Source organism: Lentzea sp. NPDC042327 (genome assembly GCF_040647275.1).
Taxonomy (GTDB): domain Bacteria; phylum Actinomycetota; class Actinomycetes; order Mycobacteriales; family Pseudonocardiaceae; genus Lentzea.
Map to the genome: position 1 here is coordinate 32967 of NZ_JBEZBX010000002.1, position 13956 is coordinate 46922.

The following is a 13956-nucleotide window of genomic DNA, read 5'->3' on the forward strand; positions in this document are numbered from 1 at the left end:
GGTGGCGGGTTAGGCTTCCGCGCATGACGAAGTGGGAGTACGCGACCGTTCCGCTGTTGATCCACGCCACCAAGCAGATCCTCGACCAGTGGGGCGAGGACGGCTGGGAGCTGGTCACCGTGCTGACCAACCCCACCGGTGAGCAGCACGTCGCGTACCTGAAGCGGGTGAAGGCATGACCTGGTCCGCTCGCCTCGACGAGCTCGGCATCGAGCTCCCCGGCGTCGCCGCCCCGCTCGCCGCCTACGTCCCGGCCGTGCAGAGCGGGTCCTGGGTGTTCACCTCCGGCCAGCTGCCGTTCGTCGACGGCCAGCTCCCGGCCACCGGCAAGGTCGGCGCCGACGTCTCCCCGGAGGAGGCCAAGGCCTACGCCCGGACGTGCGTCCTGAACGCGCTGGCGGCGGTCCACGACCTCGTGGGCGTTGACTCGATCAAGCGGATCGTGAAGGTTGTTGGCTTCGTCGCCTCCGCGGAGGGCTTCACCGGTCAGCCCGGTGTCGTGAACGGGGCGTCCGAGCTGCTGGGGGAGATCTTCGGTGACGCGGGCAAGCACGCCCGTTCCGCCGTGGGCGTCGCCGAGCTGCCGATCGGTGCGCCGGTCGAGGTCGAACTGGTCGTCGAGGTCTGAGTCTCCCGGTCCCCGTCCCGGGTTTCCGCTGAAGGGTGTGACATGTCGGACACGTGCCACGAACTGCTGCTGCGGCTCGCCGGACGCATTCCGGACGACCTGCTCTGGCGGTACCGGGACTGGGCGGCCTCGGACGCGTACGCGGTGCTCGCGCGGTCGTTGCCGCGCACGTTGCTGCACGGGCGCATCCCGCTGACCGACCACGAGATGCGCCTCCTTCAGGACGCGCTCGTGCCCTACGGGGCCGAGCCGGGAGCCGTCAGTTCGGTCAAAGGGCTGGACGAACTGCCCCCCACCGACTACACCTTCTCCCCGGAATCACCCGATCGGGTGCCGATGGGGGATTCCGCGACCGTCGTGCTCGGTGCCACGCTGCGAGGCCGCCACGGGGTCGGTGAGGTCCGTTCCTGCTGGCGCATCGGCCCCGAGGGGGTCAACCGCGTCCTGCTGGTGGCGGCCACCACCGGTCACGCGAGGCTGACCGGCGAGCTGCAGCGCGTGCTGCGGGCGCTGGGCGAGCCCGACCCGTGCGTCGAGGTCGTGCCGTCCGGTCTGGACCTGCCGCCCTACCACCGGGCGGCGCTGGCGGCATCGGAGCTGGTATGCGCCGGCGCCGAGTCCGAGGAGCACCTGGTGCTCAGCTAAGGAGAGTTGCCGTGACGAACGACGGTGTCGGCCTGCCGGTCCGTCTGCACGATCTCCTGCTGTCGATGGCCGGGCGCGTCGACGACGACGCCCTGTCGAAGGCGCGCGAGTTCCTCGCCGTCGGAGAGCTGGACCGCGCGGTCGAGCTCCTCGTCGGCACGCTCCTGGCAGGCGGCATCCCCGTGCTGCCCGACGAGCGGGCCGCCATCACGTGGGCGCTGCACGAGGTGCGTTCCGACGCGAGCCTGACCGACCGCATGCCGGTCGTCGAGGTGCTGCCGTTCATCCGGCACCGCTTCACCTCCGACTCCGACCCGGCGGCGGACCTCGGCCCGCTGCTGTCGCGCGCGGTGTCGGTGCTGCCGGACGTGCGCGCGGTGCGCTGCGTCTGGCGTTCCTCGCCGGCCGGGGCCACCCCCGGTCCGCTGCCGCAGCGGGTCGTGCTCGTGGACGTGGGTCCGCAGGGCTTCGCGCCCGCGACCGCGTACCGGGTCGACACGGTGCTGCGCAAGGCGGGCATCCGGGCCGCGGTCGAGGTGCTGGCCGTCGGCACGCAGCTGGGCGACTACCACGCCTCCGCCGTGACGTCCTCGCGTCCGGTGCCCATCTCCGGGGCGCAGGTGGCGTCGATGCCACCACCGGCACCCGCGGGCGTGGGGCACGAGCCCACCTGGTTCGACCAGTCGGAAGAACTTCCCGCTCCGGCGCCGGTGGCCGAGCCGACACCGGCGCCGGAGCCAGTGGTGGAGGAGTCCGGCTCACGTTTTGCCCGCACGCCGTCCCTGGAGGGGTCGCAGCCCTTCCCGCCCAAGCCCGTGAAGCGGATCTCCGTGGCCCCGGCCGAGCCGGAGCCCGAACCGGAGCCGGAACCGGTGGTGGAGCTGGAACCGGTGGTGGAGCTGGAGCCGGTGCCGGAGGCGTTGCCGGAGCCCACCCCGATCAACCGGGCCGAGGTCACCATGGAACTGCGCGGCGACGAGCTGGCGGCCCTGCAGGCCGCGCTGGCCGAACCGCCCGCGGAGTCGTCCGGTGTGGACGCGAACCTCAGCGAACGCGAACGCGCGTTGCTGCAGCAGCTGCACGAGGAGCTGGCGCAGCGCGAGCAGTCCGGCGCGAAGACGTCCGACGCCGGTCGCTGGCAGATCGACCGGTCATCGGCGCGTCAGTCGGCGTTCGGGGCCACGAACAACGGGCACCAGCAGCAGTGAGGGCGACTCGTGCTCCCGGGGCGGACGTCACGCCCCGGCCTTGCGCCGCGCCAGGTCGATGACCTTCTGCAGGTGCAGGCCGCGGCGCACGTCGCACTCGTGGGTGGTGGTGCCGCTGTGCACCATCGCCACGAAGTCGTCGAGCAGGTTCGTGTAGCAGTCGGAAGTGGACGTGTCGCGGCCGTTCAGCGTGCGGTGGCCGTTCGGCCCGAACACGGTGAAGTCCGTGAACGGCGGCTGCAACGGCAACGACAGGGTGAGCGTCAGCGTGCTCGTCGCACCGCCCGCGTGCTGCAGGATCAGCTGCCACAGCCCGGTCTCCGACACGTTCGCCGCGAGCACGTCGGTGATCTCGCCCAGTGCCGCGTCCAGCAGGTCGAACGCGTGCGGGCCGATGTCGTCGAGCGCGCCCCTCTCGTGCCGCCACGGCGAGTTCGAGAACGGCCCGTCGAGCAGCGCGCCGGTCAGCCAGCGGCCGTCCGCGCCGGTCCAGCCGCCGGTGCGGTGCAGCTGCCTGAGCAGCTCCTTGGTCTCCGGGGCGTAGCGGCGGGTCAGCACGACGAGCGACGCCACGTCCGCGTCGCTCACGGCCTGCGCGAGCCGCTCGGCCACGTCCGCGGACTCGGCGATCGGCTTCTCCAGGACGACGTGCTTGCCCGCGTTCGCCGCCGTGATCGCCATCGGCGCCTGCACGCCCGGCGGCACGCAGAACGCGACTGCGTCCACAGTGGACAACATGTCCTCGTAGGACTCGAACGCCTCGGTGCCGTGGGCGTTCGCGAGCCGGTGCGCCGCCTCGGGCCTGCGGGCCCAGACGCCGGCGAGCCGGGTGCCGGGGTGGTTGGCGAGACCGGGGGCGTGGACCATCTCCGCCCACGGTCCGGCACCGACGAGTCCTACGCGCAGCTGTTCGTCCACTTGCCCATCCTGCCTCAGAGGTAGCTGGCCCTGGGGACGAAGATCTCGCCCCCGTTGTCGAACTTGAGCCGCAGGCCGTCGGGCGTGCTCTCGCGGTCGGGGTCGTGTTCCCACCCGGCGGGAACGGTCACCACGTGACCGCGGTCGGGCGTGGGCCCGAGCCAGATCTCGTAGCCGGTGCCGCCGACCACGCGCTCGACCTTCTTCACGTACACGCCGGGGGACTCGGCGGTCGGGTCGACGCTGATCACGGTCGTGCGGTCGGGCAGGAACAGCAGGACGGCCGTCACCGCCGTCAACCCCGTTCCCACCACCACGCCGAACAGGACCAGCAGCATCTTCACCAGGCAGCCGGAGACCTTCGTCGCCATCACACCATCCTCACGTCAGCGCGGTCGTACGCTCGGAGGATGCCCGAGGACATGACCTTGCCGGGAAACCTGGTACCCGCGGCGCCGGTTGCCCAACCCGTCGAACCCCGTGACGCGGTCACCGTGGTGCTGCTGCGCGACGGTGCGGCCGGGGTGGAGGCGTTCCTGCTGCGGCGGGTGAAGGGGATGGCGTTCGCGGGCGGCATGACCGTGTTCCCCGGTGGTGGCGTGGACCCGCGCGACGCGGACACGTCGGTCGCGTGGGCCGGTCCGCCGCCGTCGTGGTGGGGGTCGGTGTTCGGGGTGGACGAGTCGCTCGCCCGCGCGTTCGTGTGCGCGGCGGTGCGGGAGACGTTCGAGGAGTCCGGTGTGCTGCTGGCGGGGCCGTCCCCGTCGACGGTCGTCGCGGACGCCTCGGTGTACGCGCAGGCCCGGCAGGACCTGGTCGACCGGAAGGTGTCGCTGGCGGAGTTCCTGGCGGCCGCCGGGCTGGTGCTGCGGGCGGACCTGCTGCGGCCGTGGGCCAACTGGGTGACTCCGCGCGAGGAGCCGCGCCGCTACGACACGCGGTTCTTCGTCGCGGCCCTGCCGACCGGTCAGCACGCCGACGGCGCCACGACCGAGGCGTCCGACGCGGCCTGGCAGACGCCCGCGGAGGCGGTCCAGGACGCCCAGGAGGGACGCCGCATGCTCATGCCGCCGACCTGGCGGACGCTGGACGAGGTCGGTGCGCTCGGCTCGGTCGCCGCGGTCATGGCCGAGGAGCGCAGCGTCGAGAAGATCATCCCCAAGCTGATCCGCGACGGTGACGTGGTCAGGGTGGTGCTCGGATGAGCGGGTCGCCGTTGATCGGGGCCCGTGCCGAGCACCCGCTGTACGGGCAGCTGCGCCAGGTCACCGCGCACGCGGCCGTGCTGCTGGCGGACAACCCGTCGCCGATGACGCTCGACGGCACCAACACGTGGCTGCTCAAGGCGCCGGACGCCGGGTCGTACGTCGTGGTCGACCCCGGTCCGCTCGACCCCGCGCACCTGGAGCGCATCGCGGCGGTCGGGCCGGTCTCCGAGGTCCTGCTGACCCACGGTCACCCCGACCACTCCGAGGGGGCGCGCTCGTTCGGAGAGCTCGTCGGGGCACCGGTGCGCGCGCTCGACCCGACGTTCGTCTTCGGGTCCGAGGGCCTGGTGGACGGTGACGTCGTCACCAGCTCCGGTCTGGAGCTGCGGGTGCTCGGCACACCGGGGCACACCAGCGACTCGCTGTGCTTCGTGCTCGACGGCGAGGCCGTGCTGACCGGGGACACGGTGCTGGGCCGCGGCACCACGATCGTCGCCCACCCCGACGGGAAGCTCGGCGACTACTTCGAGTCGCTGAAGGTGCTGGCGGACCTGCCGCCGGACACCGCGGTGCTGCCCGGCCACGGCCCCGAGCTCGCCGACGCCGGCGAGGCCGCGCGGGCCTACCTGGCGCACCGGACCCAGCGCCTGGAGCAGGTGCGCCGGGCCGTGGAGGCGCTGGGCGGCTCGCCCACGCCCCGGCAGGTCGTCGAGGTCGTCTACGCCGACGTCGACCGGGTGCTCTGGCCGGCCGCGGAGTGGTCGGTGCGGGCCCAGCTGGAGTACCTGCGCACCGGGTGAGACGCCGGTGCTCACGCGTCCTGGTCGCGCTCGTGCTCGCGAAAATTGTCAGGGGTGCTCGCTAACGTCCCTGCCATGGACCTCACCGCCACCACAGCCGAGCTCGCCGGCGCCGTCGCCGAGGTGGCGCGGCTGCTGCCCACCCGCGTGCTCGACCCCGTCCTCGCCGGCGTCCGGCTGCGGGCCTCCGCGACGGGGGTGGAGGTGGCGGGCAGCGACCACGAACACGCGGTGAGCCTGACGAAGCCCGCGTCCGCGCACACCGAGGGGGAGGTGCTGGTGCCCGCGAAGGCGCTCGCCGCCACCCTCCAGGCCCTCGACGAGCCGCAGGTCCGCCTGCGCGTCGAGGGTTCCCGGCTCGCGGTCCGCACCGGCCAGGCCCGCTTCGCCCTGCCGTTGCTCGACCTGCACGACCACCCCGGCATCCCGGCCCTGCCCCCGTTGCAGGGCACCGCGGCCGCCGAGCACCTGCGCGTCATCGCCGCCGTGGCCGGTGCCGCCTCGAAGGACGACGCACTGCCGATCTTCACCGGCATCCGCGTCCAGTCCGACGCCGAGCACCTGCACGTCATGGCCACCGACCGCTACCGCATGGCCTACGCCAAGCTCCCGTGGCAGTCCGCCGGCTCCGTCGACGTCCTGGTCCCCGCCAAGGCCCTCGCCGAAGCCACCCGCCAGGCGGAGGGCCCCGTCGCCCTGCACGCCGACGCGGACCGCATCGGCCTCGCCTGGCACCACAACTCCCTCTCCACCGCACTCCTGGCCGCCCCGTTCCCGGACGACCGAGCGCGCCGACTCCTGGAGACCACCATCGACAGCACCGTCCTGGTAGACGCCGACGCCCTGTCCCGCGCCGTGCGCCGCGCCACCCCCTACGGCGGCCCCCACCAGGCCGTCACCATCCAGGTCGAGGACAGCGAGCTGCGCGTCAAGAGCAGCGACCCGACCTCCGGCGAGGCCGAGGAGTTCGTCAAGGCCACCGTCGAGGGCGACCGCCTCACCAAGACCTTCCAGGCCCGCTACCTCGCCGACGCCCTGAAGGCCTTCGCGGGCCGCCGCATCGAACTCCGCATCCAGGACGGCCTCCGCTCCACCGTCCTGACCTCCCCGCCCGGCGAGGACGGCGTGGAGCTCACCTACCTGGTCGTGCCGATGCGCTCGGTGGCCTGACGGCGCCGTCAGGCCACCGAGCGCAGGGGCTTGAGCGCGGGCGCGGGGGCGCAGGCACGGGGACGCGAGCGCGGGGCGTGGAGGCGCGGGCGTAGGGGCAGGGCACGACGAGCCCGGTCCGTTGGCGGTCGTGCGACGCTGCGGGGCCGCGGTCCAGGGTCGGCGCCACTCAGCGCGTCCTGGGACGCGCTCTGCTCGTCCTGGGGGTGCGGCGCGCTCACCCTGGAGTGCGGCCTGCCCACCCTCGGTGGCGGCGGCCCGCCCGCCCTTCCCGCTCTGCCCCGCCCTGCCCCACCTCGCTCCGGCCTGCCTCGCTCCGGCCTGCCTCGCTCCGGCCTGCCTCGCTCCGGCCTGCCCGCCTGTTCCCGGCCTGCCCGTCCCCGTCCCCAGGCGTTCCCGGCCCGCCCGCCCCCGTCCCCAGGCGTTCCCGGCCTGCCCGTCCCCGGCCCGGGCGTCCCCGGCCTCGGCCTGCCCCGCCCCCGGCCCTGCCCGCCCCCGCGCAGCAGGCCCGCACCCTCACCCGGCCACCATCCGTCCCAACACCCCCCGAAATGCCGAAAGGCACGCCGTCCCCGGCGTGCCTCTCAACCACAACCTCCAGCCCCGCTCCGGGGACCCGTCCACCCCTCAGCGGGCCACGAGCTCCATTTCCGACCGCGCCGGCAGCGCATCCCCGGCCGGAACCCCGCGCCGCACGGTCTCGCGCAGCGCCCACACGGCCGCGGCGATCAGCAGACCGGCCACGCCGGAAGCGAGGAACGCGGGCCGCGTGCCGAAGTGCTCGATCAGCTGACCGGACAGGCCCTGTCCGATGGCGAGGCCGACGGTCACCGAGGTGATCACCCAGCCGAACGCCTCCGCAGCCATGCCGCTGGGCGTGACCTGCTCGATCGCGGCGGAGTGCGCGGTCGACTGGGGCGTGATCAGGGTGCCGACCACGAACAGCGCCAGGCCCAGCCCCACCAGCGACGCGGGGATCGCGAGCAGCAGCGACAGCAGGCCGAAGCCGCCGAGCAGCACCGGCAGGCGCAGGTGCATCGGGCGCGGCCACGGGCGCATGCCGTAGAGCACGCCGAAGATCACCGAGCTGATCGACCACAGCGACAGCATCAGGCCGCCCATCGCGGCGTGGCCCGTCGCCTTCGCGAAGGCCGGCACCGCCACCTCGACGAAACCGATGGTCACGCCGAAGCCGAGCGCGGCCAGCGCCACCGTGCGCATGCCGGGGTAGGCGAACGCACCGAGCAGCGGCCGCGGGGCCTGGACGACCGGGCCCCACTCGCGCACGACCGGGTTGGTCGCGAACCACAGCGCGCCGACGACCATCAGCACCGAGCCGACGACCACGCCGGTGCCCGCCCACGGCGCCGCCAGCAGCAGGCCCGCGAGACCCGGTCCGAGGATGAAGAAGACCTCCATCGAGATGGCCTCGTAGGCGTAGCCCGCCATCCGCGTCGGGCCGGCGGGGACCATCCGCTCCCACAGCGCCCGCGACGCCGAGCCCACCATCGGCTCGGTCGCGCCGACGCCGAGGGCCAGCGGGACCAGCAGGAGCACCGGCAGGCCGGCCTCGACAGCGATCACGGAGGCGGTCACGAAGAGGGTGAAGAGCGCGGTCACGGTCATCAGCGGGCGGGTGGGACCGAAGCGGTCCATCAACCGGCCCTGCACGACCGAGCCCATCGCCACGCCCACCAGCGCCGCCGCCGACACCAGACCGGCGACCGCGAACGAACCCGTGGCGCGCTCCACGTAGAGCAGCAGCGAGAGCCCGACCATCGCGATGGGGAGGCGGGCGAGCAGGGACGCGACCACGGGGCCGCGCATGCCGGGGGTCGTCAGGGCAGCACGGTAGTCGGACAGGCGGGCAGAGTGGGACATGTGTACCAGTATGACAAAGGTGGTACGGAAGTACCAGTTTGGGTGCGCGGTGTCACCACGGTTGCGGTTCGGTCACAGGAATGGGATGACCGGGTGAAAGATGCAGCCAAAACCACCCGGAAGAGGTCCCTGAGGGTGAAAAGGCTTGAGTCCCACGGTAGGGGCCGTGCGAAAGTTGACTCGTCGATCGAAAGACCAACCTCCGGCCAGAGGGTCGGGGCCTGCGCGCCGGAGGGTGGGAAGGCACGGTTCGTCGGGGGATGGGCCGTGCAGCACAAAGGACCGGTGCGCCACGTCGGGGGTGGCGCCCGGTCCTTTGTCCGTCGAACTGCTGAAGTCCTAGCGTGCGCGGCGCGCCAGGCGCTCCGGGTCCAGGATCAGCACGCTCTTGCCCTCCAGTCGCAGCCACCCGCGGTGCGCGAAGTCGGCCAGGGCCTTGTTCACGGTCTCGCGGGACGCGCCGACGAACTGGGCGATCTCCTCCTGCGTCAGGTCGTGCGTGACGCGGAGCAGACCGGCCTCCTGCGAGCCGAAGCGCTGCGCGAGCTGCAGCAACGCCTTGGCGACGCGGCCGGGCACGTCCGTGAAGATCAGGTCGGCCAGCATCGAGTTCGTCCTGCGCAGCCTGCGGGCCAGTGCCCTCAGCAGCTGCTCGGCGATCTCCGGCCGGTTGGTGATCCACTGACGGAGCGCGGGGCGGTCCATGGACACCGCGCGCACCTCGGTCACCGTCGTCGCGGTCGACGTGCGGGGGCCGGGGTCGAAAATGGACAGTTCACCGAACATGTCGGAGGGCCCGAAGATCCCCAACAGGTTCTCGCGGCCGTCCGGCGACTTGCGGCCGATCTTCACCTTGCCGGACTGGATGATGTACAGGCGGTCGCCCGGCTCACCCTCCGCGAAGATCACATGGCCACGCGGGAACTCCACCGTCTCCAGGGTCTGCGCCAGCGCCTCTGCGGCTGCCGGGTCAACTCCCTGGAAGATGCCCGCTCGCGCCAGGGTCTCGTCCACCTCGTCCCTCCTAATCGACGCGACGGCACGCCTACCACCATCTTTGGTGGAGTCAGCGCCGTGCCGCCGATCACTGCGTTGCAGTCTAAGGGCTGTGTAGTGGATCGCCGTTCGGCTCGCCGTCTCGCTGGGAACAACTCGACTGACTCGATCCAGAGCCCAACGAACCAGTCTACGCCATTCGGGTGCCTGGCCGGCACCCGCCCGCTAGCGGACGCGCTTGCGCACGCTGCCGCGACCGCGGCGGCGCAGGCGGAACAGCTCCAGCGCGCGACCGATGCCGTGTCCGTAGAGCGCCTTGACCTCGTCGGGCCGGGCGGACTCCAGGAACTCCTCGACCTCGTTCTCCTGCACGGCCACGTGCCGGAGCTTCGCTTCCACGCGCTCCATGAAGAGCGCGAAGAACATGATCACGATCGGGACGACGATCACAAACCAGGCAGTCATGATGCTCCGCAGTCTGGCGCATGGGGGATTCGAGCACGGATCTAGGGGGTGGTCGCGGCGTGTTGACTACTCTGGATCAGTGCCCGCAACCAAGAAACCGGAAACCAAACTCGGCCTGACCCGCAGGGCCCGCCGGATGGTGCGCACGCTTGCCGAGGGATATCCCGACGCCCACTGCGAGCTGGACTTCACCACGCCGCTCGAACTGGTCGTGGCAGTCGTGCTGTCCGCGCAGTGCACCGACAAGAAGGTCAACGAGGTCACTCCCGCGCTCTTCGCGAAGTACCCGACGGCCGCCGACTACGCCGGAGCCGACCGGGTGGAACTCGAGGAGATGATCCGCCCCACCGGCTTCTACCGGAACAAGGCGTCATCCCTCCTGGGTCTCGGTGCCGCTCTCGTGGAGCAGCACGACGGTGTGGTTCCCGGCAGCATGGAGGAGCTGGTCAAGCTCCCCGGTGTAGGACGCAAGACGGCCAACGTGGTTCTCGGCAACGCCTTCGATGTGCCGGGGCTCACAGTCGACACCCACTTCGGCCGGCTCGTGCGCCGCTGGGGGTGGACCGAGGAGGAGGACGCGGTCAAGGTCGAGTACGCGATCGGTGAGCTGATCGAGAAGCGCGACTGGACCATGGCCTCGCACTGGATCGTCTTCCACGGCCGCCGCGTGTGCCACGCCAAGACCCCCGCGTGCGGGGCCTGCCTGCTGATGAAGGACTGCCCGTCGTACGGCCTGGGTCCCGAGGACCCGGTGAAGGCCGCGAAGCTCGTGAAGGGCGACGAGAAGCCGCACCTGGTCGAGCTCGCCGAGCGGGTGCGGGCCGGTGAGAAGCTGGTGGGGTGAACAACCGCACCCGCTGGCTGGTCCTCGTGCTCGTCCTCGGCGTCGCCGGGGTCGTCGCGCTGTGGCCGCGCGATGACGCGCGGGAGCAGCCCGTCCGGTCGAACCGCCCGCCGCAGGACGTGGTGGCGTTGCGCGCGCAGGCCCAGCTGCGGCCGTGCGTGCCGGGCGGTGCGGGCGGCGTCGGCGTGACGTGCCTGCGCGACGGCACCCGGACGGACCTCGCGCTCAAGGGCCCGCTCCTGATCAACTTCTGGGCGACCTGGTGCCAGCCGTGCCAGAAGGAGCTTCCGGTGCTGGACGCCTACGCGGAGCAACCGAACGCCGTCCCGGTCGTCCCAGTTCTAGTGGAGAGCACCGAGGCCGACGGCCTGGAGCTGCTCGCCAAGCTGGGCGTGCGGCTGCCGTCGGTCCACGACGAGGCGGACGAGCTGCGCAAGCGGGTGAAGGCGCCGATCACGTTGCCGGCCACGTATTACATATCAGCGGACGGCGCGGTCCGGTTGATCACGGACCCGCCGGTGTTCACGGCGCCGGAACAGGTGGAGAAGGCGGTGCGATGAGCGAGGCGACCGAGCTGGGAGCAACCGGGCTGGGAGCGACCGAGCTGCCGGACTGGATGCAGCGGCTCGTCAAGGCGACCGAGGAGATCGACGCCACGGCGTTCACCCGGATCAAGCCCCCCGCGTCCGGCGGCAGGCCCGCGGCGGTGCTCATGCTCTTCGGCGACAACGCCGACCACGGCCCGGACGTCCTGCTGCTGCGCCGCTCGGACACGCTGGGCTCGCACCCCGGTCAGGTCGCGTTCCCCGGCGGGGCCGCCGACCCGACCGACGACGGACCCGTGGCCACCGCATTACGCGAGGCTTACGAGGAGACAGGTGTACTTGGGACAGGAGTGAGACCACTGGTCGTGATGCCGGAGCTGTACGTGCCGGTGTCCGGTTTCGTGGTCACCCCCGTGCTCGCCTACTGGGAACAGCCGAGCCCCGTCGCCCCCGTCGACCCGGCCGAGACCGCCGCCGTCGCACGGGTGCCGGTCGCACACCTCGCCGACCCTGCCAACAGGTTCCGGGTGCGCCACCCCGCGGGCTACGTCGGAGCGGCCTTCTCCGCGCCGGGCATGCTGGTGTGGGGCTTCACCGCGGGACTGCTGAACGGCCTGATCGCACTCGGTGGCTGGGAACAGCCGTGGGATGCGACCGATGTGCGCGACCTTGAACTAGCGTTGCGCGCTACACAGTGAGGCGGAGGTAGTCGGTTGAACTGGGTTGACCTGCTCGTGCTGGGCCTTGCCGCGATCGCCGCGGTGTCGGGGGCCAGGCAGGGCATGGTCGTCGCGCTGCCCGCGTTCGTCGGTGTGCTCGTCGGCCTGATCCTCGGCACCCAGATCGCACCGATGCTCGTGTCCCAGTTCGAGAACGTGGTGACCAAGGTCGTCTTCGCGGTGGGCATCGTCGTGCTGCTGGTGGCGCTCGGCGAGACGATCGGCGTCTACATCGGCCGGACGATCAAGGCGCGGGTCAACGCCTCCCCGTTGCGCGGCGCGGACAACGCGCTGGGCGCCATCGTGCAGGGCATCGTCGTCTTCGTCGTGGCCTGGATGATCGCCCTGCCGCTGACCTCGGTCGCGGGCCTGCCCGACCTGACCGCGTCGCTGCGCAACTCGGTGATCCTCGGCAAGGTCAACGAGACCATGCCGCAGGCCGCTCGCGTGCTGTCCGACGACCTGCAGAAGCTGTTCGACGTCTCCGGCTTCCCGCAGGCGATGGACCCGTTCAACCGCACCCCGCTGAAGGACGTCAGCCCACCCGACCAGGCGCTGGCGAGCTCCCCGGTGGTGAACCGGCTGAAGTCCTCGGTGCTGAAGGTCCGCGGCCGTGCCCCGTCCTGCTCCCGCGCGCTGGAGGGCACCGGTTTCGTGATCGCCCCCGAGCGCGTCATGACCAACGCCCACGTCGTCGCCGGCACCAACGAGGTGACGGTCGAGGTCGGCCGCGGCCAGTTCGACGCCACCGTCGTCCTCTACGACCCCAAGGTCGACGTCGCCATCCTCGCGGTCCCCGACCTGGAGGCCGCGCCGCTGCAGTTCCGCTCCGACGAAGTGCAGGCCGGTGAGGACGGCATCGTGCTGGGCTACCCCCTCGACGGCCCCTACCTCGCCAAGTCCGCCCGTGTCCGCGAACGCATCCCGCTGCTGCGCGGCCCGGACATCTACGACGCGCAGACCGTGACCCGCGACGTCTACACCGTCCGCGCCGAGGTCCGCTCCGGCAACTCCGGCGGCCCCCTGGTCGACCCGAACGGCCGGGTGATGGGCGTGGTGTTCGGCGCGGCGGTCGACGACCCGGAGACCGGGTTCGTGCTCACGGCGCAGCAGGTCAAGGAGATTGTGCAGAAGGCTCCGACGCTGACCCGGCGGGCCTCCACGCAAGGTTGTGCCTCGTAGCGATCCCGTCGAGCACGTAGCCGAGGCCGATCTCGAACCTGTGCGCGGGATCGGTGTCACTCGACTCGTGCATGACCCTGGCGAGCGTCGGGAACCGGCCGGTGGCGAGCATCCGCTGCATGTAGGGGCCGGACGCGCGCTGCCACTGCTCCTCGGTCATGCCGCTGGACCGTTCCGCGCGCAGTTCGGTGATCTCGCCGCGGACGGCCCCGAAGACGTACGCCATCACCGCGCCGACCGCGCCGAGCACCTGGTCGATGTCGTCGAACCGGACCGTGGCGAGCGTGGTCTCCAGGTGCGTGAGCGCGTTCGGGCCCTGGTGCGGGCGGTTGCTGAGCAGGTCGATGAACCACTCGTGCCGCTTCGTCGCGTCCCGGATGCCGTGCGCGACGTGCCGCAGACCCTCGCGCCAGCCGGCCGATGACGGCGGCGGCGTGATCTCGCCGTAGACCTCGTCGACCATGAGGTCGAGCAGCTCGTCCTTGGTCTCCACGTAGCCGTACAGCCGCATCGGGCCGGCGTTCAGGGCGGCGGCGACCTTGCGGAACGACACCTCGTCGAGCCCGCCCGCGTCGGCGAGCCTGATCGCGGCGCTCACGATCAGGTCCCTGCTCAACGGGGTCGGCGACGGCTTGCCGGACGGCTCCGGCCGCTCCCACACGGGTTCGTTCGACATCGGACTGGACAATACAGCGTCTCTTGCCGATACAGTGTATTGACAGATACGGCGTATCGGAGGGTGGGTGT

17 protein-coding genes are annotated in these 13956 nt (G+C 71.8%); 11 read left to right on the forward strand and 6 right to left on the reverse strand.

All coding sequences use genetic code 11. The annotated features are described in order from the left end of the window. Positions 1–23 precede the first annotated feature (23 nt). The 4 genes from AB0A63_RS03920 to AB0A63_RS03935 are packed head-to-tail and all read left to right on the forward strand — an operon-like array spanning position 24 to position 2481. Positions 24–179 carry a DUF4177 domain-containing protein gene (locus AB0A63_RS03920; RefSeq protein ID WP_086668176.1) on the forward strand — a complete coding sequence of 52 codons (156 nt, stop codon included), beginning with the start codon at positions 24–26 and terminating at the stop codon, positions 177–179. Continuing rightward, complete coding sequence (locus AB0A63_RS03925; protein ID WP_360385072.1) at positions 176–628, forward strand: RidA family protein; 453 nt, start codon at positions 176–178, stop codon at positions 626–628. Before AB0A63_RS03920 ends, AB0A63_RS03925 begins: the two co-directional genes overlap by 4 nt. 42 nt (positions 629–670) lie before the next feature. Beyond that, positions 671–1273, forward strand: a complete 603-nt coding sequence (locus AB0A63_RS03930; RefSeq protein WP_360385074.1) for a hypothetical protein — start codon at positions 671–673, stop codon at positions 1271–1273. A gap of 11 nt (positions 1274–1284) precedes the next feature. After that, complete coding sequence (locus AB0A63_RS03935; RefSeq protein WP_360385076.1) at positions 1285–2481, forward strand: hypothetical protein; 1197 nt, start codon at positions 1285–1287, stop codon at positions 2479–2481. 27 nt (positions 2482–2508) lie between these two features. On the opposite strand, the gene AB0A63_RS03940 is transcribed toward AB0A63_RS03935, so the two are convergent. Both AB0A63_RS03940 and AB0A63_RS03945 read right to left on the reverse strand, forming a co-directional pair. Further along, positions 2509–3399, reverse strand: a complete 891-nt coding sequence (locus tag AB0A63_RS03940) for a Gfo/Idh/MocA family oxidoreductase (protein WP_360385078.1) — start codon at positions 3397–3399, stop codon at positions 2509–2511. A gap of 14 nt (positions 3400–3413) precedes the next feature. Next, positions 3414–3770 (reverse strand): hypothetical protein, encoded by a 357-nt coding sequence (locus tag AB0A63_RS03945; RefSeq protein ID WP_360385080.1) that lies wholly within the window; start codon positions 3768–3770, stop codon positions 3414–3416. Between the two features lie 51 nt (positions 3771–3821). Between AB0A63_RS03945 and AB0A63_RS03950 the strand changes: the two genes are divergently transcribed. The 3 genes from AB0A63_RS03950 to dnaN all read left to right on the forward strand — a co-directional run bounded on the left by AB0A63_RS03950 (position 3822) and on the right by dnaN (position 6577). Then, positions 3822–4604, forward strand: coding sequence for an NUDIX hydrolase (locus tag AB0A63_RS03950; RefSeq protein WP_360386592.1), 783 nt, complete (start codon positions 3822–3824; stop codon positions 4602–4604). Then, a complete protein-coding gene (locus AB0A63_RS03955; protein ID WP_360385082.1) occupies positions 4601–5407 on the forward strand; it encodes an MBL fold metallo-hydrolase in 807 nt (268 codons plus the stop codon). Before AB0A63_RS03950 ends, AB0A63_RS03955 begins: the two co-directional genes overlap by 4 nt. A gap of 75 nt (positions 5408–5482) precedes the next feature. Continuing rightward, positions 5483–6577, forward strand: a complete 1095-nt coding sequence (gene dnaN, locus AB0A63_RS03960; RefSeq protein ID WP_360385084.1) for a DNA polymerase III subunit beta — start codon at positions 5483–5485, stop codon at positions 6575–6577. A 627-nt stretch (positions 6578–7204) separates the two neighbouring features. Here dnaN and AB0A63_RS03965 read toward each other — a convergent pair. The 3 genes from AB0A63_RS03965 to AB0A63_RS03975 form a co-directional block, all read right to left on the reverse strand. Next, positions 7205–8458 (reverse strand): MFS transporter, encoded by a 1254-nt coding sequence (locus tag AB0A63_RS03965; RefSeq protein WP_360385086.1) that lies wholly within the window; start codon positions 8456–8458, stop codon positions 7205–7207. A 339-nt stretch (positions 8459–8797) separates the two neighbouring features. Next, the gene (locus AB0A63_RS03970) at positions 8798–9472 is read right to left on the reverse strand and encodes a Crp/Fnr family transcriptional regulator (RefSeq protein WP_030469453.1); all 675 of its coding nucleotides are present in this window, start codon (positions 9470–9472) and stop codon (positions 8798–8800) included. A 207-nt stretch (positions 9473–9679) separates the two neighbouring features. Further along, on the reverse strand, positions 9680–9919 hold the full coding sequence (locus tag AB0A63_RS03975) for a hypothetical protein (RefSeq protein ID WP_109630982.1): 240 nt from the start codon (positions 9917–9919) through the stop codon (positions 9680–9682). 136 nt (positions 9920–10055) lie between these two features. Here AB0A63_RS03975 and nth point away from each other — a divergent pair, with 136 nt between their 5' ends. From nth to AB0A63_RS03995, 4 genes are read left to right on the forward strand one after another with little or no spacing between them, the layout of a single operon-like run. Next, entirely contained in the window at positions 10056–10763 is a 708-nt protein-coding gene (gene nth, locus AB0A63_RS03980; protein WP_360386595.1) for an endonuclease III, read from the forward strand. Then, on the forward strand, positions 10760–11323 hold the full coding sequence (locus tag AB0A63_RS03985; RefSeq protein WP_360385089.1) for a TlpA disulfide reductase family protein: 564 nt from the start codon (positions 10760–10762) through the stop codon (positions 11321–11323). The genes nth and AB0A63_RS03985 overlap by 4 nt, the downstream gene beginning before the upstream one ends. Further along, on the forward strand, positions 11320–12006 hold the full coding sequence (locus AB0A63_RS03990; protein ID WP_360385090.1) for a CoA pyrophosphatase: 687 nt from the start codon (positions 11320–11322) through the stop codon (positions 12004–12006). Before AB0A63_RS03985 ends, AB0A63_RS03990 begins: the two co-directional genes overlap by 4 nt. Before the next feature lie 15 nt (positions 12007–12021). Beyond that, a complete protein-coding gene (locus AB0A63_RS03995) occupies positions 12022–13209 on the forward strand; it encodes a MarP family serine protease (protein WP_360385092.1) in 1188 nt (395 codons plus the stop codon). Here the strand turns inward: AB0A63_RS03995 and AB0A63_RS04000 are convergent. Next, a complete protein-coding gene (locus AB0A63_RS04000) occupies positions 13142–13885 on the reverse strand; it encodes a TetR/AcrR family transcriptional regulator (RefSeq protein WP_360385094.1) in 744 nt (247 codons plus the stop codon). The genes AB0A63_RS03995 and AB0A63_RS04000 overlap by 68 nt on opposite strands. Positions 13886–13956: the final 71 nt, after the last annotated feature.